Source organism: Streptomyces roseifaciens (assembly GCF_001445655.1).
GTDB lineage: Bacteria > Actinomycetota > Actinomycetes > Streptomycetales > Streptomycetaceae > Streptomyces > Streptomyces aureoversilis.
The window spans coordinates 2,142,244-2,168,077 of record NZ_LNBE01000003.1; the positions used below are offsets into that span (position 1 = coordinate 2,142,244).

The following is a 25,834-nucleotide window of genomic DNA, read 5'->3' on the forward strand; positions in this document are numbered from 1 at the left end:
TCACGCCGCCGGGCACGGCTTCCCGTGGTACCGATCCTCGATCTCTCCCAGCCGGGCCAGCTCCCGGCGCGCCACGCCCACGTGGCCCAGATCGAGGCTCATCGAGATGCGTCCGCAGACGTAGTGGAAGTCCTGGCGGTCGCGGGCGGTCAGATGGCAGATCCGGAGGATTCGCGACCGGCCGACCGTGAGGGACAGGCGGATCGTCGCCAGGTCGTCCCGCTGCTTCGACGACAGGAAGCCCCGCGCCAGGTCCTTCGCGTAGTCGTGGACTTGGGCGTCGGTCTCGTAATGGCTCGGGACGGGCGGGAAGTGGGGATGGTCGGCCCAGGCCTCCGCCTCGAACTCGAGATCGTCCACCCGGCGCCGGGCCTCGTGGAGGTCGCCGCCCTCCAGCGCGCGCCGTGCGGACGCCGCCGTGTCGGCCACCCTCCGGCGCGCCGCAGCCGCGCCGTCGCCCTCGCTGTCAGTGCCCGCGCTGTCCGTGTCCCCGCTGTCAGGACCCCCGCTGTCAGGACCCCCGCTGTCAGCACCCTCGCTGTCAGTGCCCGGGCTCGCGTCACCGACCCGGCCCTCGTCACCGCCCCCGTCGCCCCCACCGGGGTAGCGCGAAGCCAGGAAGCCCGCCAGCACGTCGACGCGCTGGAGCACCTCGCTCTTCCGCCACGCCTCGTCCATCTCCGCGCACAGCGACACCTCCGGACCTGCCTCTCTCACGTACCGGTTTCTCCTCTCCGGATCTGATGAATCCTGATGATTATCGGCTCACCCTGATACGGACCCGAGGGCTACCCCCACCACGTATGGGTGGCTTCCCTGATGGTCTCGCCGGCCCTGATCAACAAGCATTGCCCGCATGGCACTTACGACCTCAAAGGTCTCCACCAAGCGCAAGGCCCTCCTGTTCACCCTCGCCACGGCGACCGTGGCCACCGCCGTCGCCGCCTCCCCGGCGACGGCCTCGGCCACTGCCGGGCCCGGCACTCCGAAGGCAGGAACCACCGGATCCGCCACCCCCGGCCTCGACTGGCACGACTGTCAGACCGGTCTCGACGGCACGGCCGGCAGCACGCCCAACGGCACGCCCGACGGCACCGAGTGCGCCACCCTCGCCGTCCCCCTCGACTACGGCAAGCCCTCCGGCCGCACCGTCGACATCGCCGTGTCCCGGATCCGCAGCGACAAGCCCACCGCCCGGCGCGGGACGCTCCTGGTCATACCGGGCGGGCCCGGGAGCTCGGGGGTCGACAGGCTGGCCAAGAAGGGCCAGGCCCTGCGCAAGGAGACCGGCGGGGCCTACGACCTCGTGAGCTTCGACCCGCGCGGCGTCGGGGACAGCACACGGGCCGACTGCAAGTTGGAGGCGGACGATCTGGAGCCCGCCCACCTGCGTTCCTGGCCCGGGGCCGACGGGGACATCGGTGGCAGCGTCGCGCGCAGCCGCCGCATCGCCGAAGCGTGCGCGCGCAACGGCGGCGAGGTCATGCGCTCGCTGACCACCGCCAACGAGGTGCGCGACATCGAGAGCCTCCGCCTGGCGCTCGGCGAGGAGAAGCTGTCGGCGTGGGCGAACTCGTACGGCACGTACGTCGGAGCGGTCTACGCGCAGAAGTACCCGGAGCACACGGACCGCTGGGTGCTGGACAGCAGCGGGGACCCGGACCCGGGCCGCGTCGCGCGCGGTTGGCTGGCGAACATGTCGGCCGCCGCGGACGACCGCTTCCCGGACTTCGCCCGCTGGGCGGCCGCGCCCGAGCGGGACGCGAAGCACCGGGTCGCCGGGCGCGCCGAGGACGTGCGGCCGTTGTTCCTCTCCCTCGCGAAGCGGCTCGACGGGGTTCCGGAGCGGTCGGCGGACGGCAAGGGGCAGCTCACCGGCAACCGCCTGCGCATGGCGATGCAGCAGGCGCTGTACTCCGACGCGGCCTTCGAGCAGTTCGCCGCGCTGGTCGTCACGGCCCGGGACGCGGGCGACAAGCCGGTCCCGTACGACCTCCCGTCCGTCTCGTCGGCCGATGCGACGGTGAACATGGCGGTCGTCTGCAACGACGTGCGCTGGCCGCGCTCGGTCCCGGAGTACGCGCGTGACGTCCGTACCGACCGCATCCGGCACCCCCTCACCGCCGGGATGCCCGTCAGCGTGACGCCCTGCGCGTTCTGGAAGGACCGGCCTGCCGACAAGCCCACCCGCATCACCTCCGACGGGCCGTCCAACATCCTGATGGTGCAGAGCCTCCGCGACCCCGCCACGCCGTACCGCGGTGCCCTGAAGATGCGCGAGGCCTTCGGCGAGCGCGCCCGGCTGGTCGGCGTCGACGCGGGAGGTCACGGCGTCTACCTCGGCAACGCCACGCGTGCGGGCGAGGACGACAAGCGGGCCGGCGCCTGCGCCGACCGTGCCGTGACCACGTTCCTCACGACCGGACAGCGCCCGGCTTCCGACACGCTCTGCACCACCGCCGGGACGGAATCCAGGTAGCGCGGCGCTGCAGCGTGTTCCGTTTCCCCGACTGCCTCGGCGTCACCCTGCGCGCCATCCGCCGCAACATCGACCGGCGGCGCGGGCGGGCTGCACGTACGGATCTGCACGGACGGCTGCACGGACGGATCTGTACGGACGGATCTGCACGTACGGGCTCAGTTCGTGGCGCGCAGGGTGCGGCGTGCGGTTTCGCGGAGGTGGTCGAGAACCTCGGGGTCGGCGTCGAGGGCGTAGTCGGTGTCGAGGCCGGCGAGGGTCTGGGCGATGCGGGGGAGGCTGTCGTCGGAGGCGTCGACACGGCAGGACGTCTCGTCGACGGGCTGGATACGGGTGGCCAGGTAGCGGGTGCGGGCGCGGATGCGGTCGGCGGGGGCGTGGACGGTGGCGACGGCGCGGTAGCGGGTCGGCGCGGCTGACAGCCGGCCGGCGACGAAGGCGGCGGGGTCGGCGCCGGGGATCTCGCGCGGTGGAACCCGCCGGCCGGTGGGTACGGGGTCGGTGATGCGGTCGAGGCGGAAGATGCGCCAGTCGTCCCTGCCGGTGTCGTGGGCGAGGAGGTACCACAGCCCTCCGGAGTCGACCAGGTGACAGGGCTCGGCCCGGCGCGAGGTCGTCGTACCGTGGCGATCGGCGTAGTCGAAGGTGATGATCTCGTGGTCGCGGCAGGCGACCGCCAGGGCAGCCAGGAGAGCCGGGTCGGCGCGCGGCCCGCGGGACTCCCACGTGATGCCGGCCAGGGAGGTCTGCAGGGCGGTGACCTGGCCGCGCAGGCGGCGGGGCAGCACCTGCTCCAGCTTGGCCAGGGCCCGTAGCGCACTCTCCTCGATGCCGGTCAGACCACCTGCGGCGGTGCGCAGGGCCACCGTGACGGCGACGGCTTCGGCGTCATCGAGGAGGAGGGGTGGCAGGCCGTTGCCGGAGGACAGGCGGTAGCCGCCGGTGTGCCCGCGGGAGCTGTCGACCGGGTAGCCCAATTCGCGCAGGCGATCGATGTCGCGGCGGAGCGTCCGCACGGTGACGCCCAGGCGGCCGGCGAGGTCGGCGCCGGACCATTCGCGCCGGGTCTGCAGCAGGGACAGCAGCCGCAGGGTGCGGGCGGTCATGTCGCTCGTCATGCTTTCCACTCTGCCCGCGTCAAAGGACACAGGCTGTCCTGAAGTCCTCCTAGTGTGGATACGTCCGCAGGAACAAAACGGGAGGTTTCCTATGAAAATCGCTGTTCTCGGTACGGGTGGCGGCGCACGCGCCCACATCGCCAAGCTCGCCGAGCTCGGGCACGAGGTCCACGTCGGCACCCGCGACCCGAAAGCCACCCTCGCGCGCACCGAGCCCGACATGATGGGCACCCCGCCGTTCGGGTCCTGGCTCGCCGGGCACCCCGGCATCGAGCTGCACACCTTCGCGGATGCCGCCGACCGGGCGGAGCTGGTCATCAACGGCATCGACGGTCACAACGCGGTGGCCGCCCTGTCGGCCGCCGCCCAGCAGCTGGCGGGCAAGACGCTCGTCGACTACGCGGTGCCGTTCATCTACAACCCCGAGATCGAGCACCCCTGGCCCACCCCCTGGGGCGTGATGCCCACGCTCGACCCGTGCGACAGCGACAGCCTCGCCGAGCAGATCCAGCGCGCGCTGCCGGACACGAAGGTCGTCAAGGCCTTCGTCACCCAGGAGCAGGCCACCGTCGTCGACCCGAAGGCCGTCGGCGGCGGCGAGCACACCATGTTCATCGCCAGCGAGAACGCCGACGCGAAGCAGACCGTCACCGATCTGCTCACCGCCTACGGCTGGAGCGACATCCTCGACCTCGGCCCCCTCGTCGCCGCCCGCGGCATGGAGATGTACGCCCACATGCACTCCGCCATCGGCTTCGCCCTGGGCTTCGGCACCCACTTCGGCATCAAAGTCGTCCGCTGAAAGCCGACTGCTGAAAGCCGACCGCTGACGCTGCGAAAGGAAACTCCCAGATGACCAGCCGCACCCACACCCACACCCGCACCGCGCCCCTGTCCGGCAAGATCATGTGCCAGGCGATGTGGGCCCGCGACGGCAGGGAGCTCGCCGAGTTCTACGCCACCGCCCTGGGCACGAAGGTGACGCAGTCCTTCCCGAACGAGGAGGGCGCCGAGGTCGCCTTCGCCTTCCGCGTGAACGGGGCGATGTACCTCTTCTACACGTCCCCCTCCTTCACCGCTCCCGACTGGCCGGAGCAGGAGCTGCCCTTCCACATGGACCTCGTGTTCGACGACGTCCGGGCAGCCGAGAAGCAGCTGCTGGAGATGGGCGCCACCAAGCCCGGCCACCAGCCCGGCGGAAAGCACTGGACCGTCCTCCTGGACCCCTCCGGACAGCCCTTCTGCATCCACGGCACCCACTGACGCCACAGCCCTTCCGGATGAGCGTGACGCAGCCGCCGGCACCGGGTTCGGCTTCGGTGCGACCCGGAGTCAGTCCCGGGCGGTGGGCCGGACGACGCTCTCGTTCACGTCGACGGCCGGCGGCTGCTCCTCGCCGGTCACGCGCCTGGTATTCCTCGAACCTGCGGCCCGGGACGTCCTGGTCGACTGGGACGCGTCGTCGTCGCCGGGACCGGCACATTGCAGACCTGCTGCAGGTTTCCTCACGACCGGTCGGCCACGCTGTTCCCCTCCCGCCGGGGAACCGCACGGCAAGGCGCACTCACCGCCGGGGCCACGGCGCTCCCATCGACCGGAAAGGCAGGCACCACGTGACACCTTCGCGACCTCGCATACGAAGAGGACGGGCCGCCCTGGTGACGGGCGTTGTCGGCGCTGCACTCACTCTCGGACTGTCTGCGGTGCCGCTGGCCACCGCGACCCCTGCTTCGGCGGCCACGCCGAGCGACTGCAGCCATTCCTGGGGCGACTACAGCGACGTCAAGACCACCATCGTCGGCACCAACGTCAACTACCGGACCGGCCCCCACACCTCGTGCCGCGCGGTCGGCGCCTGGAGCAACAGGGCCATCTACCTGCACTGCTGGGACAAGGGCGACACCGTGGCCGGCAACAACAAGTGGTGGCACGTCCGACGCGCCGGCACGCAGGAGATGGGCTGGGTGTCCGACGAGTACGTGTACGGCTACCACGACACGGACTGGGCGCGGTGCTGACCGTTCACCCTCTGCCGGTGCTCCGGCCGCGTGCGCTGCGCGTGGCCGGAGCACCACGGCCTGGCGTCAGGCGGTGGTCCAGTCGCGCAACCGGCGCGCGATCCGTGCCGCTCCGAGCGTGCCCGACGCCGCTTCCCGGACGAGTGCCACCGCTTCCTTCGGCCTGTAGTCGAGGCTATGCCCGTTCAGGGAGAGGAAGGCCTCGGTCGCATGCCAGGCGAACGCCTCGTTCGAGTGCTCCAGACACGGCATCCGTATGAGGCTGTGCAGCAGGGCCCCGGCCTTGAGGTGCTGGGAGCCGTAGACGTCCCGGTCCATCGCCCGGGCGTACATGCGGGCCACGGCACCGAACAGCGGCCCGTAGTCGTCGACTTGAGGGTCGCCGGGCAGCAGCCCTGCAGCGTGGAGCAGGAAGGGGACGTCGATCCGGAGAGGCGGCTGCTGCTCGCTCACGCGGCGTGCCCCTGCCCTTCCGCCTCGAGGGCGCGACGGGCCTGCTGCTCGGCGGCACGCTGTTCCGGCGTCGGATCGGCTCCGCCCGCCTCGGCGGCGAACGCCTCACCGCTGCGGTCCACCGAAGCCCCGAAGGCCTCCAGAAACCTCGCCTCGACGGCCGTGGCCCGCTCATAAGCAGCCGAGAGGATGTACTCCTGCATGCTCACCCCCGCCTCCTTCGCAGCAGCCGCGATGGCCGCTCGCTGCTCCGGGTCGGGGAAACGCAAGCTCATAGCTTTCGGATCAGCCATGGTGTCGACGGTACCAGCGATACCGCAACCTCCACAGAGTCACACGCCCGCCACCCCCTGCCTCCAGCACACCTCCCCAGCGCCCCAGCTCACCACCATGTACGTCTCACCGGGCCCGGGCGGCCTCGTCCACGACCGCGTCCTGAAACGGTGCAGCCGGCAGGCCGACGACAACGCGAAGCGGGGCAGCGAGACCCCGAATTCAGCGGCGATGGCCTCCAGCGCCCGGCGCTCGCCCGACAACCACGCGTCGCTGTCCCCCGCACGGGTGAAGAAGAGATCCGGGTCGAGCGTCGGCGGTATGTGCCCGTTGCGCACGACCTCTGCCGCGCAGGCCGTGAAGGCGTACATCTCGGCGCCGTTCTCCGCCACGGACAGATGGAAGGCAGGAGGGCTGCAGGACTCGGCGCGACTGCTCCACACGACGACGGCCCGCGTGCCCGCAGCCGCTGCGGCAGCCGGAGAGACGAAGCGCTTCTTGTCGAAGGCATGCGCCTCGCCGTCGAATGCGAAGCTCCATCCGGCGCCCGCCCGCCCCACGGACACCATCGGCTTGTCGTCATATGACGATCTCTCCCCCCGGCTGTGCAAGAGATCGTGTACATCCCATTGGGTCATCGGCTCGTGCAGGACGCCCTCCCCGTCGGCGCCGATGTGCCCGGGCAGCTCTGCCGGCTCCACACCTTCCACCAGGACGAAGCGGTACCCCCCGCTGCGGCCGTCTCCCTCCCCGTCCGCCAGCCAGGCCAGCCCGCCGGGGTCCAGCGCTTCCGCTACAGGGCCGGAACCGACCACCCCTTCGGGCCCTCGCGGTACCGCCAGCAACTCCCGCCTGCGTTCCGGGGTCATCAGGGGACCGAGGAGGGAATCCTCCAGCAACCCGAAGGGCACGAGGTGGTCGGCGCCCAGCGGCTGCCACCGGGGGAGGGCGGCGACGATCGTGCGCCACGCCGTATCCGTGTCGCCCCAGCGAGCCTGTTCCCGAGCCTCTTCGATGGCTGCGCCGAACGGTCCGGGCGCGGCGTAGGAGAAGGACGGCTTCTTGCGCCAGAGCGGCCCGACGAGCCATGCGCGCGCGTCGTACGCGTCGTGCCCGGAGGCCGCACGAGCCGGTGCAGGCGGGAACTCCTGGGCCCGCACCGCGGCGGACATTCCCGGTCCCCCGCGGAAGTGCGAGCTCTCGTCCAGAACGTGCCGGATCTGCCCGAGGAGCACCCCCGCCCGGGGCCTGCCGAAAGCATCCGGCTCCACGAGCGCGGCCTCGGCCGACTCGTAATCCCCTGCCAGAGCCATGTGCCAGGCCTCCTCCACGACCGCGTCCAGAGCCCGGGTCGTGGCGTTGACGAACTCCCTCTCCTCGTGCGCTTGAGCCCGCAAGTAGTGGAACTCGCGGTACATGGCCTCCATGTACGCGCGGAATGACTCGTACCGCTGTGGGGGAGCGGCTGTCCACACTTTGTGGCAGTACACGGCCCATTCGCCGTTGCCGGTCACGTCCTGCGGGTCCATGAGGATGTACGTGGCGTCGGACTCCACGTCCAGTTGCAGGGCGCGACTCCACATGCCGGCCTGCGCGATCTCCTCGGGCGACGAGCCCTCGACGAGTTCCTCCCGGAAGAACTCGCCAAAACCGGCTTCGTCCTCGTACCAGCGGGCGTGTGCCGTCCCGGCGAGGAGCCTGACGAAACCACCGGCGTTCCGCCACCCGTCACTGATCTCCAGGAACGCTCGGTACGACGGCGGGAGCCGGCACCCGAGCCGCTCCTCCGCCGCCGCGATGTGCGCCGCAGAGGCGGGAGCGAAGCCGAGCCGGCGCTCCTGCAGTGCCTTCCCGTCCGGGATCTCCTCGTCGGATCCGCACGCGTCCGCCCACTCCTCGCTCCACTGCTCAAGAAAGGGACGCCAGTTGAAGGAGGCATCAGAGGCTGCTTCAGTCATGACCGTGATGCTCGCACCAGGCACTGACATCGCCTGCGGGGGCTATGGCGAGTACGCCTCGCGCCGCGTACTCAGGCGGGTCGGTGCCCGCTGCCGGCATTCTCGGCAGCGGGACGGGGGAGCGGTGACCGGGGGAGCAGATCCAGGCCGCCCGTTCACGCTCACGGTCGGGTGCCAGGGAACCGGCTCCGTCCAGGTCACGTTCACCTCCCAGTACGGGGATACGAACCCGGTGTCTTTTGCGGTGGACTGCACGGGCGAAGGAAAGCCCGGTGTGGGATCGAAGGTTTTCGACGGTGAGCAGGGCCGCTCCTTCGGCGTTCGCGTCAGCACCTCGTCGCCGGCGATCCGCTGGGGTTTGGGTTTGACGGCCACCCAGGCGCCGAATGATCCCGGGCCCGACGGGCGGTGGATGCGGGGGCGTCGTCGCGGCGTGTTCCGGCTGCCCATCGTGTTGCCGGCGACAGTGCGGTCGAAGCCGCCAGGAACAGTCCGCCGAGCAGTACCCAGCCCAGGGCTCCCAGCCCCGTCAGCAGCCCTGTGAGCACGAGGGGGCCGAGGGTGCGGGCGATCGTGGTGCCGGTGCCGAAGAAGCCCTGGTACTCGCCGATACGTCCTGGCGGTGCCAGGTCGAATCCGATCTGCCAGGAGCCGGCCGACTGAAGCATCTCGGCGGCCACCAGAAGCACCGAGCCGGCGACCAGCACGGCGACCGCGGCCGCAGGCGACTGCCCGGCCGAGAAGGCGAAGACCACACAGGTTGCGAGGGCAAGCACGCCGGACCGGCGGATGGCCCGCGTGGCCGTGGCCAGTCCGCGCACCGAGCGGGCGGTACGGACCTGAAAGAGCATCACCGCACCGGTGTTGAAGACGAACAGCACGGAGACCAGCCACTCGGGGGCGTCGGTGCGTTCCGTGGTCCACAGCGGCAGACCGAGACTGAGCAAGGGCATCCGGAGCAGCAGCACGGCATTGAGGAGCGTGACGACGGCGTACGGCCGGTCCCGTAGGACCGCGAACCCTGCACCACGGGTGACGGTCACGGGCGCGACGGCCGGCAGCCGCGAGAGCAGGAACGCGCACAGGAGAAAGCTCGCAGCATCGGCTGCGAAGACTGTCCGGTACGCCGACCCGGTCCCGTAGGAGACCGCGAGCCCGCCGAGCGCGGCGCCCAGGGCGAGACCCGCGTTGAGCGTCGACTGCAGGTGGGCGAGCAGGCCGGTGCGCTCCTGCTCGGAGACCAGACCTGCCAGTAGCGCCTGCCGGGCGGCCGCCAGCCCCGACTGCGCGATCGCATAGAGGCAGGCGGCGACGAGGAACGGCAGGAAGCCCCGCACGACGAGGAAGGAAGCCACCGCGGCGCCGGTCGCGAGGGCGAGCAGCACGGCCGTGCCGCGCGGTCCGCGCCGGTCCGCGACCCTGCCGAGCGGTACCCCGACGACCGAGCCGACGGCCCAGGCCACGGTGAGTCCGAGCCCGATCCTGGCGGGCGCCAGACCGACGACGTGGGTGAAGTAGAGGGCGGAGGTTACGTAGTAGGCGCCGTCACCGACCGAGTTGCTCAACTGTGCGAGGGCGAGCGTGCGTTGCGGTCCGACGGGAGGGAGGAGACGGGGCATGGCTTGACAGTACGTAGACATTGGCGCGGTGAAGTAGGCCAATTGGACGCCATGTTTATGGGCCACTGTGCAGGTTTACCCGTTCCATCCGTTCCCCCGGTCACCCGTTCGCGAGGACCTCGTGTGCGAGCGCCAGCAGGTCCGGGATGGCCGGGTGTCCCGGACCCTCACGCCAGGCGAGGACGACGGGGACGGCCGGCGCGTCCGCGAGGGTGCGGTAGACCAGCGAAGGGTGCATGTGATTGCTCGGGGTCGCCGAGGTGGAGACCCCTACGGCGCGGCCTGCAGCGATCGCGATGAGCCACTCGTCGGTGTTGGTCACCTCGATGGTCGCCACGGGGCGGGCTGCCGGTGGCCACAGGTCCATGGTCGTGGTGCCGGAGACGGTGTTGAGGGCGATCGGGTAACCGGCGAGGTCCGCCAGGGTGACCCGGGGGAGAGTTGCCAGCGGGCTGTCCGCCGGCATGACCACCACTCGCTCCTCCGACAACAACAGCTCCGTGCGGAGCCCGGCCGAGGTGACGGCACCGCCGCGCAGCAGGGCCGCGTCGACCTTGCCCTGCGTGAGACCCGCCGTGCGGTCGTCGACGCGGAGCAGTTCGAGGGGGATGCCGGGGTGCGTCTCGTCCCAGCGGCGCAGCAACGGAATGGTGTGGTCGCCGAGCGCCGCCCAGGTGTGGCCGAGGCGCAGGGGCCAGCTGCGCAGCCGGCCGGGGTCGAGGGCGATGTCGACGGCGGCGAGGGCGGCGGCCGCCTTGTCGCGGAAGGTACGGCCTTCGGCGGTCAGCTCGAGGTGATGCGTGGAGCGGTCGACGAGGCGGGCTCCGAGGTGGTCCTCGAGCTGGCGCAGGGTGCGGGAGAGTGCAGGCTGGCTCAGATGGAGGCGCGCGGCGGCGCGGGTGACGTTGCCCGCCTCGGCGATGGCGAGGAAGGCACGCAGGTGCCGCAGCTCGATGGTCATGCCGCAGGAGCATAACCGCAGGCGATCAGGCATTTCACGCCGCGTGTCCGACTCCCTAGCGTGGACGGCATGACATCGACGGTGCAGAACCCATCCGCGACGACGGCCGCGCCCCTCGTCACCCGTCACGCCGCAGGACGCGGCAGCCTCGGCGGCGTCGGCCTGGTGCTGGCCGGGGCGGTGACCGGCCAGTTCGGCTCGGCCTTCGCCGCCTTGCTGTTCCCCCGGGCCGGTGCGCTCGGCGCCGTCGCACTGCGGGTGACGTTCGCCGCGTTGCTGCTGCTGGTCATCACCAGGCCCCGGCTGCGTGGCTACTCGCGCACCGACTGGTCGGTGGCCGTCGGGTTCGGCCTGGCTCTCGGCGGCATGAACATCCTCTTCTACCAGGCGATCGACCGTATCCCCCTGGGGGCAGCGGTCACCCTTGAAGTGCTCGGGCCCCTGCTCCTGTCGGTCGTCGCCTCGCGGCGTCCCGCGGGCCTGGTGTGGGCCGGTCTCGCACTGGCCGGGGTCTTCCTGCTGGGCCGCGGTGACTTCGGCCGGCTCGGCGTGGCGGGCGTGGCCTTCGCGCTGGGCGCCGGGGTGATGTGGGCGGCGTACATCGTGCTCAACGCCCGCGCGGGCGCCCGGTTCCCGCGCCTGGACGGCCTGGCGATCGCGATGACGGTCGCCGCCCTGGTCGGCCTGCCGCTGGGCATCGGGGCTGCGGGCGGGACACTGCTGGAGCCGGGGGTGCTGGGGCTGGGCCTGGCGATCGCGGTGATGAGTTCGGGCGTGCCCTACGCCCTGGAACTGCTCGCCCTGCGACGGCTGCCGGCGGCGACGTTCGCGGTGCTGACGAGCCTGGCGCCGGCCCTTGCCGCGACGGCGGGCTATCTGGTGCTGGACCAAGCGCTGTCGATGCTGCAGTGCGCCGCCGTCGCGATGGTGGTCGCGGCGAGCGCAGGCGCGATACGTACGGGCAACCGCTGAGCGAGTGCGGGCCGCAGCCGCACGGCCGGCGCCGCAGCACCTGCACGGGCCGCCTGGCATCGTGATCAGGTGTTCCTCCCGGGATATACGAAATATGCATGTAACAGTCACCTTGTAACGTTCCGGCGCCAGGAACCTGCCTGGCACGAGCCAGAACCGACAGGAGTGACAGGCGTGACAGGAGTGGAGGGAGCACCTATGCGCGACAGCGTGGCGGGGACCGCGACGGGCGTCACGACGGGCCTCACGACGGGCGTCACGGCGAGCATACGCATCCGGCCGGGAGCGGTCGGCGATCTCACCGAGCTCACCGAGATCTACAACCACTACGTGGTCCACACCCCGATCACCTTCGACATCGAGCCGGTCACCGTCGAGGAACGCCGCGCCTGGCTGGACTCCCACCCGGCCACCGGCCGCCACCGCCTCCTCGTGGCGGAGGAGGCGGGCCGGATCCTGGGCTACGCCACCAGCAGCCCCTTCCGTGACAAGCGCGCGTACGAGACCTCGGTGGAGACCAGCATCTACCTCGGGCCCGACCACACGGGACGTGGCCTTGGGGGCCTGCTGTACCGCACGCTCTTCGAAGCCTTGGCGGACGAGGACGTCCACCGCGCGTACGCCGGCATCACGCAGCCGAACGTGGCGTCCATGCGACTTCACGAACGCTTCGGCTTCCGCCCGGCGGGCGTGCTCGAACAGGTGGGCCGCAAGTTCGGCACTTTCTGGGACGTGGCATGGCTGGAGAGGCGGATCGGCTGAGGGCGCCGACGCCGACGCCGACGCCGACGCCGGCGTCGGCGCAGGCGCCGGCCCCCGCCCGGGGCCGGCGGGGGATCACCGCTGTTGCGGTACGACACCGCTTTCGGCCACGCGCAGGTGAGGCGGCCCTCTTCGAGCGCGGCCGCTTCCCCGCTGCCGGGCCCGGAGACCCCGGCAGCGGGGAGCGCGCGAGCGATTTCGTCAAGCGCTGGCAGTGAGTTCTTCGATCCGTTCGGCAAAATCGGGGCCGGGCAAGGGGAGCTCGACGTCGGCGTCGTCGGCGTCGTCGAGGGCCTCGGGGATGTAGGCGATGACGGCGGTGACGGCCGGTGAGGGGGCGTGGGTGACGTATCCGCGCTGGACCATCGTGTAGCGCAGGACGGCGCGCAGGTCGCGGAGGCTGTCCTGCCCGGGAGCGCAGGGAAGGCCGTTGCCGAGGTCGGCCTGCTCGTGCCACAGATCGGCCTCGTCGGTCTCCCCCAAGGCCATGTGGTGGAGATACAGGCACAGCGCGGCGGAGAGCTCGCCCGCGCCCGCCGCGAACTGCCACCAGAAACGGGCACCGTACTCCCGTCCGGCGAGGTGCAGGACGCACCCCAGGACCAGGGCGCCGTCCGGCTCGGGGATCCGGCTGACGAGGAAGTCGCGCAGCCGGTGCAGATCGTGGGTGGCGGTGGTCTCGCACAAGGCCCGCAGGTGCTCCCGGAAGATCCGCCGGGGCAGGGAGCGGCGCACGGCCGGGCGTTCGGCCGCAGGGCGACCGGAGGCGGGCTGCAGGGCGTCGTCGACGCGCAAGGCCCCCTGCCACGTGCGGGCGGCGATCCGTGCGGTCAGGCGTTCCTCGGCTTCCCGGGTGCGGGAGTAGGGCGGGCGCTGGATGCGGGCGTGCTCCAGAAGGCGGTCGATGGGCTCGGTCATCCTCGGCCTCCCTCGGCCTGGTCGTCTCTGCCGGGGTAACGGTCCGCCCCCAGGGCTTTGTTGAGGCGGTGCCGGGCGTAGCGGGCGGTGGAGCGTACACCGCCCTCGGTGATGCCCAGGACATCGGCGGTCTCGCGGACGGTGTAGCCCAGCACGTGGTGCAGGATGAACACGTCGTGCTGCCGCTCGGGCAGGTCCTGGACCGCCTGGTAGATCTCCAGGCTGATCTCCAGCTCGCCGATCGGATCGCAGGCCTGCTCCAGCCTGGTGGTCTCGAAGGCGGCGGTGTCGACGGCCACCGCCCGGCGACCGCGGGCCCGGGCCAGGTCGATGGTCCGGTGGCGTACGACCCGCCAGGCGTAGGCTCGCGGATTGGCCTTCGACAACACCTTCGACCAGTTGAAGTACAGCTGCTCAAAAGCGATGTCGACGGCCTCCTCCGCATCGGCCCAGCTGGAGAGGTACAGCTGCGCCCAGTACACGTAGCGGCTGCGGTAGAGCTCGTGGAAGGCCCTGAAATCCGCCGGAAGACGCGGCTGCAGCACGGCGACCGGGCGTCGGTGAGGACGGTGCGTACGCGTCACCCCTGCCCTCCCCGCTCCCGTTTCCCCGCACGATCCCCGAGGCGGTGGAGCCGGCAGCCGGACTCCGGCTCGTCCAGCAGGACACCCCTGAGCAGAGCATGACCGGGCGCCACCAAGGCGTCCCGGCCGAAGACTCGTACGAGCAGCACGACCAGCAGGCCGTCCGCGAGATGATCTGGCATCACGATCGGCAAACCCCTTCAAACGTTCCAAGGGGCTCTCCCCCCGGGCCCCGGAGGAGCGTCAGTGACTCCTCTGCCACGTAAGGCGTCTGCCGACTGCCGGATGTGCAACGGGATCCGGAAGAACTTCGCTCTCTCTGTCATCGCCCGCGCGCCGCCGACGTCTGATCAGCGGGTGCGACGGCTGTGGTCAGTGGCCGCCGGAGGGGACGTCGCAGCCGGAGTGGTCGGGATAGCCCCCGAAGGCATCCGCCTTGATGGAGGCACGGTCCATCGTGCCTTCCACGCACAGAGGAGAGCCGCCGGTGTCGATGAGGAAGCCGACCCCGGTGGGACCGTTCTGGTGCGCCTGCACCTTCCCGGCGGAGTAGCCGAGGCCGGTGAGCGCGTTGCGGGTGTTCTCCGGAGCGAAGTCTCCGCGCTTGCGCAGCGGTTCGAGTGTGTCCTTGATGCGCTGGACGACCGCGAGCCCGTCGCAGCGGCTCTGACCACGCAGCGGGAGGGGAACCCTGAAGCCGTGGTTCTCGGCGTAGTGGTCGGTGGGCGGCGCAGCCGGGCCCGAAGGACGTGCGGTCACCGACGGTGCCGGCGTGGGGCTCTCGCCGGGGCACGGGAGATCCACCGGCGACCTTGGCGTCGATGACCTCGTCGGCGTCGGATGCGAAGGCCGGTGCGCGTCGGCGGTATCCCCTGACCTCTGGGTTCCGCACCCCGTCGCCAGCGCGGCCAGCGCGGCCAGCATCACCACCGGCAGCACCCTGAGCCGGACCGCCGACGTTCGCGTCCTCGTTATCGTCATTCCCCGATCGTCTCCTGCAACTCGGCGGGCGTCATGAGTCCTTTTACTCATGAGCCACGGCCTGCAGCCACCTGCAGCCGCCTGCTGCCTGCAGCTGCCTGCAGCCCGTCCGGCCGGAGGGTGCCGGCCCTCGGCGACCGGACGAGCCGCTCGTCCCGCGCCCCGTTGCGGCCGACTGCCGCCGCCCCGGATGTCCCTGCGCCGCGTAAACGACCCACCGGGTCTCCCCGTGGACGACCCACCGGGTCTCCCTCCGTACCGGCCTGACATCGGTTGGACGACCGATGTGCGCCAACGCCGCCCGGATGCACAGTGCTGTCAGCTTCCCCGCCGATTCCGCGGGAGCCCCTCCACCAGCCCCCGGCAGACAGGACATCGCTGTGCCCGGCAGTACTCCGGCAGATCTCGTCTTCGTCAACGGTTCGGTCCTCACCGTCGACTCCCGCTTCACCGTCGCCTCCGCCCTGGCGGTCACCGACGGCCTCGTCAGCGCGGTCGGCGACCGGGACGAGGTCATGGCGCACGCCGGCCCCGCCACCCGGGTCGTCGACCTCGGCGGCGGAACGCTTCTCCCCGGCATCAACGACTCGCACCTGCACGGCTGTGCCCTCGGGCTGACCATGCCGCCGCTGTCCGTCGACGTCTCCCACCCGGCCGTGCAGTCGCTGGCCGACGTGGCCGAGGCCGTGCGGAAGACGGCCGCGACGACCCCCGCGGGGGAGTGGATCAGCGGATACGGGTGGGACGCGGGCTACCTCGCCGAGTGCGTCGCCGCCCCCTCCCGGATGCCCACCCGGCACGATCTGGACGCCGTCAGCCCCGATCACCCCGTCCTGCTGTACTCCGCCACGGGCCACGCCACCTGGGTCAACTCTGCGGCGCTCGCGCGGGCCGGGGTGGACCGGACCACCTCCGCCCCGCCCGGAAGGGTCATCGTCACCGATTCGGCGGGCGAGCCCACCGGTCTCCTCCAGGAAGGCGCCCAGGACCTCGTCCACCGGGCGCTGCCCGTCCTCTCCCCGGACGTGCGCGCCGACGCGATCCGCGCCACGCTGCGCACCCTGGCCCGGCTCGGCATCACCAGCTACACCGAGCCCGGCCTCGGACCGGGCGGCGACGCCCTGATGCGCGGCGCCATGGCCCACAGCACCCTCGGCGTCTACCGGCGCCTGCTCGCCGACGGCGAACTGACCGCGCGGGTCGGCGTCCTGCTGCTGCCGACCGGGATGACGGGGACGGCCGAGGAGTTCGTGCGGACGCTGGCGGCCATGGACGAGCCGCCGTCCACCGACCCCCGCCGCCTGGCCGTCCTCGGCGTCAAGCTGTTCGCCGACGGCATCCCGGTCAACAAGACGGCCTGGATGCACGAGCCGTACGTCGACGGCGGCTGCGGTTCGCTGTGCGTGGGCGGGGAGACCGACGACGAGCGCATCGCCCAGATCACCGAGATGATCCGGTACACCCACGCCGCCGGGTACCAGGCCGGTGTCCACGTCACCGGCGACCGGGCCATCGACACCGTCGTCGACGCCTTCGCCGCGGCCGCCGCCGCGCATCCCCGGGCCGACACCAGGCACTACGTCATCCACGGCGACTTCCTCACCGCCCGCAGCATGCGGATGCTGGCGCAGCACGGCTTCGGCGTCAACATGAACCCCACCATCAAATGGACCGTCGCCGACCTCGAGGAGGAGTTCGTCGGCCCGCAGCGGGCGGCGTACGAATGGCCCTACCGGGACGCGATCGACGCCGGCGTGACCGTCACCAGCGGCTCCGACGCCCCCGTCACCCTCCCCGACTGGCGGCAGGGCGTCTCCACGATGATGCTGCGCGAGTCCAGGGCCAGCGGCCGCGTCAGCGGACCCGGCCAGCGCATCCGGCTCGCCGAGGCCCTCCGCACCTACACCTCCGACGCGGCCTGGCAGGACTTCGCCGAGGACTGGAAGGGCACGCTGGAGGTGGGCAAGGTCGCCGACCTGTGCGTGGTCGCGGGCGATCTGCTGACCGCCGACCCGCACGACATCCCCGCCATGCCCGTCGTGTTCACCGCCGTCGGCGGCGACGTCGTGCACGACGAACTCACCGTTTGACGCCCGCACACCGGATGATCATTCTGAGCGGATGGAAGCCGAGCCGACGCCCATGACAGCACCAGCGCAGCCGAGCACGACCGACGTCCTGAGCGCCGCCCTGGACGTGCGCGAGGCCGCGCGCCACGCCGTGCGGGGGAAGGGCGATGCCGACGCCGTCCTGGCGGCGCTGTCCGCGGTGATCGACCACGACCACGCGTCGCTGTCCCGGTGGGACCCGTTGCTCCGCCGCCACGTCACGCTGGCCGGCAGCTACCCGGCGGGCACCACCCGCTACATCGAGACCCGCCTGCACGACGATCCGGCCTTCGCGCTCATCCGGCACGCGCCTGGCACCACGAGCTGGTGGCACGACGTGCCCGCGCCGGTACGGGGGGCCTCCACCGGGTTCCAGGAGGTCCTCGAACCCCTCGGCGTCCAGGACGGCGTGGCCCAGTGCCTGTTCTCCGCCGACGGCCGGTACGTGGGCATCCTCAACCTCAGCACGACGCGGGCACGGTGCGACCAGCCGGCCGTCCGCGCCGTGATGACCCTGCTGGGCGAGTGCCTCGCAGCCGTCGCCGACCCGCTCGCCGGGCACCGCTCCCCGGGGCCCGGCGGCGCGGGCCACGCTTGCGCCGTACTCCTGCCGGACGCCCAGGACGGGGACGATGCCAAGGAGGCCAAGGACGCCAAGGACGCAGCTCCGGTGACGGTCAGCGGGGAGCCGCTTCCCGGTCTCACCGAGGCCGGCTCCCCGCTCGTGGCCCTGCTGCGACGCACGGCCGCACGGCGGACGCTGCCGGCCACGGTGCTGGTGCCGTACCGGCAACGGATGCTCGAACTGCACCTGACCCGCCGGGGGGACGGCACGGTCGTCGTGTGCCGTACGGTCACCCGCCCCGCCGCGCTCTCCCCGCGCGAGCTCGAGGTGCTGGCGGAACTCACCCAGGGGCGGACCAACCGGGAGATCGCCGACCGCCTGTACGTCAGCCCGCGCACCGTCGCCACCCACATCGAGCACATCCTCGCCAAACTCGACGTCCCCAACCGTGTGGCCGCCGCGGGCCGAGCCGTCGCCTGGGGCCTCGAACCGGCGCCCTGACAGACCCTCCGGTCTGCGGTCTGCGGTCTGCGGCCTGGGCAGCAGGGCAGCCCGGCGGTGTGATTGGCTACGCCGTATGGGTCTCAGGCGAGTGTTTCCCGGGCGCACACGTGTGCAGCCGAGAAGTTCCAGCAGGGGTGCCGGGCAGCACCTCATCCTCATCGTCCGACCGGGAGGTGGGGCATGAGTGTCCACCGCGTGCCGTCGGAGTCCGGCCGTGTCCCGATACCGAAGGCAGCACCACCCTTCGACCCCGAACTCAACGTCGTGCTGGAGGCCTTGAGCAAGGAGTCGAGGGAGTCGGTCACCCCGGACAACCTCGAGGCCCGGCAAGCGCGGGACGCCTCGACCCGGCCGAGGCCGACGGCCGAGGACCTCCGCGCCGACGGCCGGTTCGAGGTGACGGAACTGCGTGTGCCGGGGCCGCCGGACGGACCGGACGTCACGCTCGTGAGCGCACGACCGGCCGGGCTCGCCGGACCGTTGCCCCTGCTGTACTACATGCACGGAGGCGCAATGATCATGGGCAACGCATGGTCCGTGCTTCCGCGGATTCTTCGCGAGTGGGTCCTCCCGCTGGAAATGGCCGTCATCTCGGTCGAGTACCGGCTGGCGCCGCGGACGCAGTACCCGGGACCGCTGGAGGACTGCTACGCCGGACTCGTCTGGGCGGCCGAGCACGCGGCCGAACTCGGCATCGACGCGGACCGCATCATCATCGGAGGGAAGAGCGCCGGCGGCGGTCTCGCCGCGGCCCTCGCCCTGCTGAACCGTGACCGCGGCGGCCCCGAGCCACTGGGGCAACTGCTGCTGTGCCCGATGCTCGACGACCGCGACAGCACCTTCTCCAGCCATCAGATGTCGGGCCTCGGCGTGTGGGACCTCACCTCCAGCGCGACCGTGTGGAAGGCACTGCTGGGCGACCGCTACGGTGCCGCGGACCTGCCGCCCTACGCGGCCCCCGCCCGCGCCACGGACCTTTCGGGACTCCCCCCGGCCTACATCGAGGTGGGGTCGGCCGAGATGTTCCGGGACGAGGACGTGGCCTACGCGAACGCGATCTGGCAGGCAGGCGGCCAGGCCGAACTGCACGTATGGCCCGGTGCCTACCACGGCTTCGACGGCATGGCCCCGAAGGCGGCCCTCAGCCGGGACGCACGTGACGCCCGTACCCGCTGGCTCCGGCGCCTCCTCGCACAGCCCGGCGTCCCGGGCGGCGAGCGACGCGACGAGGGTTGATCGCTTCTACGGGCCGGGGGCGCGCGTAATCGCGTCCCTGGGCCGTACGGGCCCGGGGCCTCACTCACCCCCACCACCGGCCGGAACTCTCCCTTTACGCACGCTCACACAAAGTAGCCAAAAGGGCTGCCGGGTGTGAGGCCGCGCATGAGGCGTAGGTCACTTACGAAATGTGTTAGTAAGAAGTGCGGCGGAATCCGGGGGCGGTGCCGCTATTTCCGTGCTGGGCAATGAATGGACGTAGTAGGTCACAGCCCTTGTCAGGGGTTTTCGTCGCCGCTAACAATTACGGGGTCGCTGGGCGCCGTCGACCGAGAAACGGCGCTTGATTTCTGCGCCGCTTCAGGGCCGGGCGACATCCGCGATTGGAAGGTTCAGCTCACTCATGCGCTCCACCGTCTCCGCTTATGCCCGTCTGCCGAAGATTCACAAGTTCTCCGTTGCCGGTATTGCCGCGACCGGTGCCGCTGTCGTCGCGGTGGCCGTCGCTCCGCACGCTTTCGCCGCTGATGCGGCTCCGGCTGCTGCGGTGAAGCCGGTGGCGTGGAGTGCCGAGGCTTTCGGTGAGACGCAGCAGGCCGAGCTGGACAAGCACGTCGATGCTGCCGCCAAGGCCGGCGCGGAGGCTGCTGCGAAGGTGAAGGTGGACCAGGAGCGGACGGCCGAGCAGGCTGCCAACCGTTCCACCGAGCGCAAGGCCATCGCCGCCAAGCCCGCCGCTCCGGCGAAGCCCGCCGCCAAGCCGGCTGCTCCGGCCAAGCCTGCCGCCCCGGCCACGCCGGCTGCTCCGGCGAAGCCCGCTGCTCTGGCGAAGAAGGCGTATGCCGAGAATCTTGAGGGCTGGATCAGTGAGTCCCTGGACATTCTGCGGGCGAAGGGCATTCCGGCTTCGTACGACGGCATCAAGCGCAACATCATGCGTGAGTCGACCGGTAACCCGCGTGCGATCAACGACTGGGACATCAATGCCGTGAATGGCGTCCCGTCGAAGGGTCTGCTGCAGATGATCGACCCGACGTTCAAGGCGTACCACGTCGAGGGCACGTCCTGGGACATTTACGACCCGGTCGCCAACATCACCGCTGCGTGCAACTACGCCGCCGACAAGTACGGCTCGATGGACAACGTCAACTCCGCTTACTGATCCACAGAGATCACCGGTCTGCGGAGGACCGAAAAGTCATCGCAGGGGCGGTGGCACCCACACGCGGGGTGCCACCGCCCCTGCTGCGAGTACGGGGCGATCGGCGGCGGGTGAGGACGAAGCCTTCCGGCCATAGCGACGCCCGTGTTCGTGGTCGGTGTACGCGTCAGCCGGCCGGTGCGGCCTGCATGCATGTTCATCGCACGCATCACTCGACCACTCATGTTCGTCAGGCAGTTGGTGGTCCGCACTCGTAGGGGGTCAATGCCGAGGACGCGGTCACGGAGGAGGATGAACATACAGGCCATTGGTAGTGCCAGCTGTTTTTCCTACGCAAGACTCTCCCTTGCCAGAGCTTTTACCTGGCTTACTTCCCCCTTCCACCTTTTGGAGAAGCTATGAGCATCCGCAACGCCGCCGCCGTCACCGCTCTCGCCGCTGCTGCCCTCGGCGCCGGCACCGCCGCCGCGAGCGCGCACGGTCAGGCCGTCGGCAGCACGGAGAACTCCCCGGGCGTGGCCGCCGGAAACGCGGTGCAGGTGGCCCCGCGCGTCTCCCCGAACGTCGGCGGCAACGTGGTCTCCGTGGTCGGCGTCGGCAACCTCAGCCACGGCAACACCCTGATCAACAAGTAAGCCCCGGTTCCAGCCGCCGAGGGCCACAGGGGTAACGCACCTGTGGCAGGCCGCGCGCCTTTCGACTTCCCGTCGGGCGCGCGGCCTTTTCCCTGTTCCCGTAGTTCGCGCCGATCGGGCGTGCCCTGGCGATCGCCTCCGCCTTCGGAATGACGTGTGCTGAACATTTCGGATGACCTTTCGATCCCCTTCCGGTGTGATGCCCCGTCCTCTCAACCTGGGGGAGGATCAGGGGCGTTGCAGCATCTCTGGTCGAGGCGGCGCATCGACGGCGCAGGAACCGGTGACGGAGGGCAGGGCATGAGACGCAGCAAGTACGGCAGGCGTCGGGCGGCAGCGAGAACGATCGCGGGGGTGGGGGCGGTCACCGCACTACTCGTCGGCGGACCGGTACCGAACGCGTTCGCACGGCCGGGGCCCGCCGCGCTCGTGGTGCAGCCGGAGCGGGCCGGGAAGGACACCCGCGCCGAGGTGCAGGAGGCACTGGACGCCATGGTGAGGGCCGGTGCGCCCGGCGTCCTGGCACGGATCGACGACAGCACAGGCTCCTGGACCGTCACCAGCGGCGTCGCCGACCTGCGGACGGAACGTGAGATCCCGTACGACGCGCAGTTCCGTATCGCGAGCCTCACCAAGGGGGTGGTGGCGACGACGGTGATGCGGCTGGCCGAGGCGGGGCGGCTGGAGCTCGACCGCCCGGTCGGAGACCGGCTGCCCGGAGTGGTCGGCGGAGCCGACCGCATCACCGTCCGCCAGTTGCTGAACCACACCGGTGGGCTCGCGGACTACATCGAGGACGAGGAGTTCAAGGATCCGGCGGTCTACGGCAGGCGTACGTACCGGCCGGAACAGCTCGTGGCCCTGGCGGACGGGCTGGGCGCGAAGCACGAGCCCGGGCCGTCGTTCACGTACTCCAACGCCGGCTACATCGTGCTGGGCATGTTGATCGAGAAGGTCACCGGGCATCAGCTCGCCGACGAGCTCCGACGCCAGGTGCTGGAGCCTGTCGGCATGACCCGGACGTTCCTGCCGCTGACCGACCCGGAGCTGCACGGGCCGCACGCCACCGGCTACTACCTGCCCGCGGGCGCCGATCCGCAGGCCCCGGGCGCGCTGCGGCCGATCACGGAGATCAACCCTTCCTTCGCCTGGGCGGCCTACGGTCTTGTGTCGGACGCCCGCGACGTCAACCGCTTCTACCAGGCCCTCTTCGGCGGCCGGCTGGTCCGGCCGGCATCGCTGGAGCAGATGCGCACGGGTGTGGCCACGCAGCACGCACCGGTCTTCCCGCACTACGGCCTCGGGCTGGAGTCGGCCGGACTGACCTGCGGCGAGATGTGGGGCGGGACCGGTTCGATTCCCGGCTACGAGACCTTCGCCTTCGCCGACAGTGACGGGAACCGCCGGATGACCCTCTCGGTCAATGTCCAGCGCAACGACCCCGGGGTGGCGGACATGGTCTACGCCGGGCTGGACGCGCTCAACCAGTACTTCTGCGGCAGGCCGTACCCGCTGCCGCCCCGGTAGGGGAAGCCGGGGGCCGAGAGCGCGAGTCTGCGAGCGCACCCGGCCCGGAAGCTCAATTGGTGATCGTGGTGCAGGGGAGTCCTACGCTGGCTCCGCCGCGGAACCCTTCTGCACAGAGCCGGGTGCCCGCCGGGAAGTGACGTTGGGGGTATGCCTGGTCCCGGTACGTCCTGAACTTCGCGACGTCTTCGCTCTTGGTGCTGGCGCTCCAGCCGTTGGTGGTCCACACGCGGGCACGGATGCGGTTCGGCTGATTGGTGTTGGTGACGGACACCTCGACCCGGCCCAGGTAGGAACCCGTGTCGTAGGTCTCGATGCAGACCGAGTGGTTGCACCACTTGCCCGCAGCCGCTGCAGGCGGTCCTGCGACGATGACGCAGCCGAGCGCCGCAGCCATTGCCCCGATTCCGGAGAGGATCTTCTTGGTGATGCCGTGCATGGCGCGTGGTCCTCCAGTGTTCGTCGATCGCGTCATCGCTCCCAGGTGCCAGTGTGATAGTCGATGGTCAGCCCGCGCGGCCTCCCGCACTCCGTTCACCCGAACCGGGCAGCCGACGCCCCCGTCCCATGAGCGCCGGCGCCGGGCCTCAGCCCCGAAGGCGTTCGGCCAGGGCGAGGAGCAGGTAGAGGTTGGGGACCTGAGAGACGCTGACGCCGGTCAGGAGGCTGCGGCCTCTGGCGTCGTTGAACCACACCAGAGCGTCCGAGATGCTGACGCCGCCGATCTGCGCCCAGTCGGCTGTCTTCCTCTTGAAAGACACGCTGTTCCGGTCCAGGGAGATACGGCCGAACACCAGCGTCTCGCCCCTCGCAAGCCGTTCGAGAGACGTCGACAGCTGAGTGCGCAGCACGCCTTGCTGGATCTCCGGGCCCCACTGCCCTTCGAACACGACCCAGGGACCGCGCGTGTGCGACGTCACGCCCACGGCCGCGAGCTCGCGTTTGAAGAGACCGTGGATGCCGCGCCCGACCGTCAGCGCGGCGCCGTCCGGGCCGATCAGCGTGTACGCGGCGTCGCGTATCGCGCCGTTGATCGTGCTCAGGTTCTGGAGGACGCTGGTCGATTCCCAGCGGTACACCCACTCACCGCTCTCGGGATCGGTGACGATCAGTCCCTCTTCGTACAGGTGGAGCCGCGCCTCGCCCCAGGATCTCCGGAGGCGGTTCTTTCGGTTCGCGGCGACCATCCGCCAGCGGCCCAGCCGCTCCCGCTCCGCCAGCGCCGTCACCCGGCCGTCCGGCCCGGGTATCTGCTCGTCCATGGGTGCCCCCGTGATGAGACGTCAGTTCGGCAGATCAATCTAGACCAGATATCTACCGAGATTCTGTGGACCACCGGTCCTCGCAGCGCAAGTACGTGCAAGTACGTGCAAGTACGTGCGTGCAGGTATGCGCAGGTATGTGCAGGTACGACGTCACCCGGCCCGCGGCACGACGTGGTTCACGCAGACACCGGCGGCTTCTCCCGGCCGATCGCGTCGAGCAGCAGTTTCGCGGCCGTCGCCGCCCCGTCGGTGCGGATCAGGCCGGCTACGGAGGCCGCTCGTGCCCGGGTCTCGGGGCTCAGGGCAGTCCTGAGCGCGGCCGACAGGGACTCGAAGGCCGGAGCCGGGCCCTTGTGTGCCGCGCCGATGCCCAGGTCGGCCACCCGGCCGGCCCAGTAGGGCTGGTCCGCCGCCTGGGGCACCACCAGCTGAGGCGCGCCGGCCCGGGTGGCCGTCGTCGTGGTCCCCGCGCCGCCGTGGTGCACGACGGCGGCCACCCGGCCGAACAACGCCTGCTGGTTGACCTCGCCGACGGCGAAGCAGTCGTCCCGGTCGTCGATCAGGGAAAGGCCGGCCCAGCCGCGCCTGACGAGTGCGCGGCGGCCCTGCGCTCGGACCGCGTCGATGGCCACTCGGGCGACGTCCGTCGACGCGTGCATGGGCATGCTGCCGAAGCCCACGTACACCGGCGGAGTGCCGGCCTCCAGGAAAGCCGCCAACTCGTCCGGGAGCGGGCGAAGATCGGGCGTGATCCATGCGCCGGTCTGGACGACGTCGAGGTCCGGGGTCGCCTGCCAGGGGTCCAGGACCGGGTCCGTCGCCAGCCAGGGCCGGTCGCCGAGGACGTAGGCGCGGACGCTTTCCACCGGGGGCAGGCCGATCGTCGCCCGGTTCGAATTGAGCGCTTCGCCGAACAGGGCGTTGACGCTCTGGGCGTCCAGCTCCCACAGCACCCGGTTGTCGGTCACGTCCGGCGGGAAAGGCCGTCCCGGATACGCCATCGGCGGGTGGTGCGGCGACGGCAGGTCGAGCTGCTGGAAGGTCACGGACACGGAGCGGATGCCCAGTTTCTCGGCCACCGACAGCGCACCGGCCGCGGCCGGCAACATGCCGGTGGCCACCAACGCATCGCAGCCCTCGGCCGCCGCGGTGACCGCGTCGAACTGGGCGGCGATCAACTCGGCGGCGTACCGGGGCAGGGACGAGGGTGGCGGCGCGGCCGCCGTCAGCTCGCGCGCCGACGGGCCGACGGGCACCACCGGTACGCCGACACCGGCCAGCCGCTCCGCGAACTCCTCATCCGGCGGCGCGCACACCCGCACCTCCGCGCCGAGTGCCCGCAATTGCACCGCGAGTGCCACCAGCGGTTCGACGTCCCCGCGCGATCCATATGTCGACAACAACACACGCATTCGCGACTCCCGATTCCGTGGATTCCGGCCTGGGCCGGTGATTCTGCGACACGACCGGGGCCTTGCCGCAAGGCCCCCGGAGCGCTATACGCTGAGAGTGGAAAGGAGCGTGGGCACGCTCCTTTTCTTCTGTTGTCCGCTGTGGACGGACAACTCCTCTCGAACGTCGTCGGGAGCGTCGCTCCTCTGACGACACGGACTTTGGCTGAAGGCGATCGTCACCTGTCGGCCGGGTCGATGGCAGACCCAGTGACGGCCTTCTGTACGTCCAATGCGCGCTCATGCCCGGACGGTGGGGGGATCCGGGTCTTCGCGCTGCGCCGGTGGAAGGGAAACAGGCGC

Annotated in this window: 26 protein-coding genes; 12 read left to right on the forward strand and 14 right to left on the reverse strand. The window is 70.9% G+C overall.

What is annotated here, in order from left to right; translation table 11 throughout:
• Positions 1-717, reverse strand: coding sequence for a hypothetical protein (locus AS857_RS14940; protein ID WP_144440823.1), 717 nt, complete (start codon positions 715-717; stop codon positions 1-3).
• Positions 718-856: 139 nt separating this feature from the next.
• Between AS857_RS14940 and AS857_RS14945 the strand changes: the two genes are divergently transcribed.
• On the forward strand, positions 857-2,479 hold the full coding sequence (locus AS857_RS14945) for an alpha/beta hydrolase (protein WP_058043582.1): 1,623 nt from the start codon (positions 857-859) through the stop codon (positions 2,477-2,479).
• Positions 2,480-2,637: 158 nt separating this feature from the next.
• Here the strand turns inward: AS857_RS14945 and AS857_RS14950 are convergent, their stop codons facing one another.
• Entirely contained in the window at positions 2,638-3,597 is a 960-nt protein-coding gene (locus tag AS857_RS14950; RefSeq protein WP_058043583.1) for a helix-turn-helix transcriptional regulator, read from the reverse strand.
• Positions 3,598-3,688: 91 nt separating this feature from the next.
• On the opposite strand from AS857_RS14950, the gene AS857_RS14955 reads away from it, so the two are divergent.
• From AS857_RS14955 to AS857_RS14965, 3 genes are all read left to right on the forward strand, one after another.
• A complete protein-coding gene (locus AS857_RS14955; protein ID WP_058043584.1) occupies positions 3,689-4,399 on the forward strand; it encodes an NADPH-dependent F420 reductase in 711 nt (236 codons plus the stop codon).
• 50 nt (positions 4,400-4,449) lie between these two features.
• Positions 4,450-4,860 carry a VOC family protein gene (locus AS857_RS14960; protein ID WP_079110343.1) on the forward strand — a complete coding sequence of 137 codons (411 nt, stop codon included), beginning with the start codon at positions 4,450-4,452 and terminating at the stop codon, positions 4,858-4,860.
• Positions 4,861-5,300: 440 nt separating this feature from the next.
• Positions 5,301-5,615, forward strand: a complete 315-nt coding sequence (locus AS857_RS14965) for an SH3 domain-containing protein (RefSeq protein WP_058043585.1) — start codon at positions 5,301-5,303, stop codon at positions 5,613-5,615.
• Positions 5,616-5,681: 66 nt separating this feature from the next.
• Here the strand turns inward: AS857_RS14965 and AS857_RS14970 are convergent, their stop codons facing one another.
• The 5 genes from AS857_RS14970 to AS857_RS14990 form a co-directional block, all read right to left on the reverse strand.
• Positions 5,682-6,068, reverse strand: coding sequence for a hypothetical protein (locus AS857_RS14970; protein WP_058043586.1), 387 nt, complete (start codon positions 6,066-6,068; stop codon positions 5,682-5,684).
• Entirely contained in the window at positions 6,065-6,361 is a 297-nt protein-coding gene (locus AS857_RS14975) for a type II toxin -antitoxin system TacA 1-like antitoxin (protein ID WP_245699840.1), read from the reverse strand. Before AS857_RS14975 ends, AS857_RS14970 begins: the two co-directional genes overlap by 4 nt.
• Before the next feature lie 39 nt (positions 6,362-6,400).
• The gene (locus AS857_RS14980; RefSeq protein WP_058044158.1) at positions 6,401-8,299 is read right to left on the reverse strand and encodes an SMI1/KNR4 family protein; all 1,899 of its coding nucleotides are present in this window, start codon (positions 8,297-8,299) and stop codon (positions 6,401-6,403) included.
• A 326-nt stretch (positions 8,300-8,625) separates the two neighbouring features.
• The gene (locus AS857_RS14985) at positions 8,626-9,918 is read right to left on the reverse strand and encodes an MFS transporter (RefSeq protein WP_058043588.1); all 1,293 of its coding nucleotides are present in this window, start codon (positions 9,916-9,918) and stop codon (positions 8,626-8,628) included.
• Between the two features lie 100 nt (positions 9,919-10,018).
• A complete protein-coding gene (locus AS857_RS14990; RefSeq protein WP_058043589.1) occupies positions 10,019-10,912 on the reverse strand; it encodes a LysR family transcriptional regulator in 894 nt (297 codons plus the stop codon).
• 36 nt (positions 10,913-10,948) lie between these two features.
• Here AS857_RS14990 and AS857_RS14995 point away from each other — a divergent pair, with 36 nt between their 5' ends.
• On the forward strand, positions 10,949-11,851 hold the full coding sequence (locus AS857_RS14995; protein WP_058043590.1) for an EamA family transporter: 903 nt from the start codon (positions 10,949-10,951) through the stop codon (positions 11,849-11,851).
• Positions 11,852-12,049: 198 nt separating this feature from the next.
• The gene (locus tag AS857_RS15000) at positions 12,050-12,613 is read left to right on the forward strand and encodes a GNAT family N-acetyltransferase (protein ID WP_079110345.1); all 564 of its coding nucleotides are present in this window, start codon (positions 12,050-12,052) and stop codon (positions 12,611-12,613) included.
• Between the two features lie 201 nt (positions 12,614-12,814).
• Here the strand turns inward: AS857_RS15000 and AS857_RS15005 are convergent, their stop codons facing one another.
• From AS857_RS15005 to AS857_RS41345, 4 genes are all read right to left on the reverse strand, one after another.
• Positions 12,815-13,531: a hypothetical protein gene (locus AS857_RS15005; RefSeq protein ID WP_058043591.1), complete on the reverse strand. Its 717-nt coding sequence runs from the start codon at positions 13,529-13,531 to the stop codon at positions 12,815-12,817.
• Positions 13,528-14,115: an RNA polymerase sigma factor gene (locus AS857_RS15010; RefSeq protein WP_245699842.1), complete on the reverse strand. Its 588-nt coding sequence runs from the start codon at positions 14,113-14,115 to the stop codon at positions 13,528-13,530. The genes AS857_RS15005 and AS857_RS15010 overlap by 4 nt, the downstream gene beginning before the upstream one ends.
• Positions 14,112-14,300, reverse strand: a complete 189-nt coding sequence (locus AS857_RS15015) for a hypothetical protein (protein ID WP_144440824.1) — start codon at positions 14,298-14,300, stop codon at positions 14,112-14,114. Before AS857_RS15015 ends, AS857_RS15010 begins: the two co-directional genes overlap by 4 nt.
• A gap of 187 nt (positions 14,301-14,487) precedes the next feature.
• The gene (locus AS857_RS41345) at positions 14,488-14,874 is read right to left on the reverse strand and encodes a hypothetical protein (RefSeq protein WP_079110346.1); all 387 of its coding nucleotides are present in this window, start codon (positions 14,872-14,874) and stop codon (positions 14,488-14,490) included.
• A 602-nt stretch (positions 14,875-15,476) separates the two neighbouring features.
• Between AS857_RS41345 and AS857_RS15025 the strand changes: the two genes are divergently transcribed.
• The 6 genes from AS857_RS15025 (at position 15,477) to AS857_RS15050 (ending at position 22,815) form a co-directional block, all read left to right on the forward strand.
• A complete protein-coding gene (locus tag AS857_RS15025; protein WP_058043594.1) occupies positions 15,477-17,186 on the forward strand; it encodes an amidohydrolase in 1,710 nt (569 codons plus the stop codon).
• A gap of 52 nt (positions 17,187-17,238) precedes the next feature.
• A complete protein-coding gene (locus AS857_RS41350; RefSeq protein WP_245699844.1) occupies positions 17,239-18,270 on the forward strand; it encodes a helix-turn-helix transcriptional regulator in 1,032 nt (343 codons plus the stop codon).
• 183 nt (positions 18,271-18,453) lie between these two features.
• On the forward strand, positions 18,454-19,509 hold the full coding sequence (locus AS857_RS15035) for an alpha/beta hydrolase (RefSeq protein ID WP_058043596.1): 1,056 nt from the start codon (positions 18,454-18,456) through the stop codon (positions 19,507-19,509).
• A gap of 385 nt (positions 19,510-19,894) precedes the next feature.
• Positions 19,895-20,653 (forward strand): transglycosylase SLT domain-containing protein, encoded by a 759-nt coding sequence (locus tag AS857_RS15040; RefSeq protein ID WP_058043597.1) that lies wholly within the window; start codon positions 19,895-19,897, stop codon positions 20,651-20,653.
• Between the two features lie 398 nt (positions 20,654-21,051).
• Complete coding sequence (locus AS857_RS15045; protein ID WP_058043598.1) at positions 21,052-21,288, forward strand: chaplin family protein; 237 nt, start codon at positions 21,052-21,054, stop codon at positions 21,286-21,288.
• Between the two features lie 300 nt (positions 21,289-21,588).
• Positions 21,589-22,815, forward strand: a complete 1,227-nt coding sequence (locus AS857_RS15050) for a serine hydrolase domain-containing protein (protein WP_079110347.1) — start codon at positions 21,589-21,591, stop codon at positions 22,813-22,815.
• 52 nt (positions 22,816-22,867) lie between these two features.
• Here AS857_RS15050 and AS857_RS15055 read toward each other — a convergent pair whose 3' ends face one another.
• The 3 genes from AS857_RS15055 to AS857_RS15065 all read right to left on the reverse strand — a co-directional run bounded on the left by AS857_RS15055 (position 22,868) and on the right by AS857_RS15065 (position 25,492).
• The gene (locus AS857_RS15055; protein WP_058043600.1) at positions 22,868-23,254 is read right to left on the reverse strand and encodes a hypothetical protein; all 387 of its coding nucleotides are present in this window, start codon (positions 23,252-23,254) and stop codon (positions 22,868-22,870) included.
• A gap of 148 nt (positions 23,255-23,402) precedes the next feature.
• Complete coding sequence (locus AS857_RS15060; RefSeq protein ID WP_058043601.1) at positions 23,403-24,077, reverse strand: DUF6585 family protein; 675 nt, start codon at positions 24,075-24,077, stop codon at positions 23,403-23,405.
• 179 nt (positions 24,078-24,256) lie between these two features.
• Entirely contained in the window at positions 24,257-25,492 is a 1,236-nt protein-coding gene (locus tag AS857_RS15065) for a glycosyltransferase (protein ID WP_079110348.1), read from the reverse strand.
• Between the last annotated feature and the right edge of the window lie 342 nt (positions 25,493-25,834).

Excerpts from the sequence above, each read along its gene's own strand:
- AS857_RS14945 (WP_058043582.1), top strand. The coding sequence starts at position 857 with ATGGCACTTACGACCTCAAAGGTCTCCACCAAGCGCAAGGCCCTCCTG.
- AS857_RS14950 (WP_058043583.1), bottom strand. The coding sequence starts at position 3,597 with ATGACGAGCGACATGACCGCCCGCACCCTGCGGCTGCTGTCCCTGCTG.
- AS857_RS14955 (WP_058043584.1), top strand. The coding sequence starts at position 3,689 with ATGAAAATCGCTGTTCTCGGTACGGGTGGCGGCGCACGCGCCCACATC.
- AS857_RS14960 (WP_079110343.1), top strand. The coding sequence starts at position 4,450 with ATGACCAGCCGCACCCACACCCACACCCGCACCGCGCCCCTGTCCGGC.
- AS857_RS14975 (WP_245699840.1), bottom strand. The coding sequence starts at position 6,361 with ATGGCTGATCCGAAAGCTATGAGCTTGCGTTTCCCCGACCCGGAGCAG.
- AS857_RS14980 (WP_058044158.1), bottom strand. The coding sequence starts at position 8,299 with ATGACTGAAGCAGCCTCTGATGCCTCCTTCAACTGGCGTCCCTTTCTT.
- AS857_RS14985 (WP_058043588.1), bottom strand. The coding sequence starts at position 9,918 with ATGCCCCGTCTCCTCCCTCCCGTCGGACCGCAACGCACGCTCGCCCTC.
- AS857_RS14990 (WP_058043589.1), bottom strand. The coding sequence starts at position 10,912 with ATGCCTGATCGCCTGCGGTTATGCTCCTGCGGCATGACCATCGAGCTG.
- AS857_RS14995 (WP_058043590.1), top strand. The coding sequence starts at position 10,949 with ATGACATCGACGGTGCAGAACCCATCCGCGACGACGGCCGCGCCCCTC.
- AS857_RS15000 (WP_079110345.1), top strand. The coding sequence starts at position 12,050 with ATGCGCGACAGCGTGGCGGGGACCGCGACGGGCGTCACGACGGGCCTC.
- AS857_RS15005 (WP_058043591.1), bottom strand. The coding sequence starts at position 13,531 with ATGACCGAGCCCATCGACCGCCTTCTGGAGCACGCCCGCATCCAGCGC.
- AS857_RS41350 (WP_245699844.1), top strand. The coding sequence starts at position 17,239 with ATGACAGCACCAGCGCAGCCGAGCACGACCGACGTCCTGAGCGCCGCC.
- AS857_RS15035 (WP_058043596.1), top strand. The coding sequence starts at position 18,454 with ATGAGTGTCCACCGCGTGCCGTCGGAGTCCGGCCGTGTCCCGATACCG.
- AS857_RS15040 (WP_058043597.1), top strand. The coding sequence starts at position 19,895 with ATGCGCTCCACCGTCTCCGCTTATGCCCGTCTGCCGAAGATTCACAAG.
- AS857_RS15045 (WP_058043598.1), top strand. The coding sequence starts at position 21,052 with ATGAGCATCCGCAACGCCGCCGCCGTCACCGCTCTCGCCGCTGCTGCC.
- AS857_RS15050 (WP_079110347.1), top strand. The coding sequence starts at position 21,589 with ATGAGACGCAGCAAGTACGGCAGGCGTCGGGCGGCAGCGAGAACGATC.
- AS857_RS15055 (WP_058043600.1), bottom strand. The coding sequence starts at position 23,254 with ATGCACGGCATCACCAAGAAGATCCTCTCCGGAATCGGGGCAATGGCT.
- AS857_RS15060 (WP_058043601.1), bottom strand. The coding sequence starts at position 24,077 with ATGGACGAGCAGATACCCGGGCCGGACGGCCGGGTGACGGCGCTGGCG.
- AS857_RS15065 (WP_079110348.1), bottom strand. The coding sequence starts at position 25,492 with ATGCGTGTGTTGTTGTCGACATATGGATCGCGCGGGGACGTCGAACCG.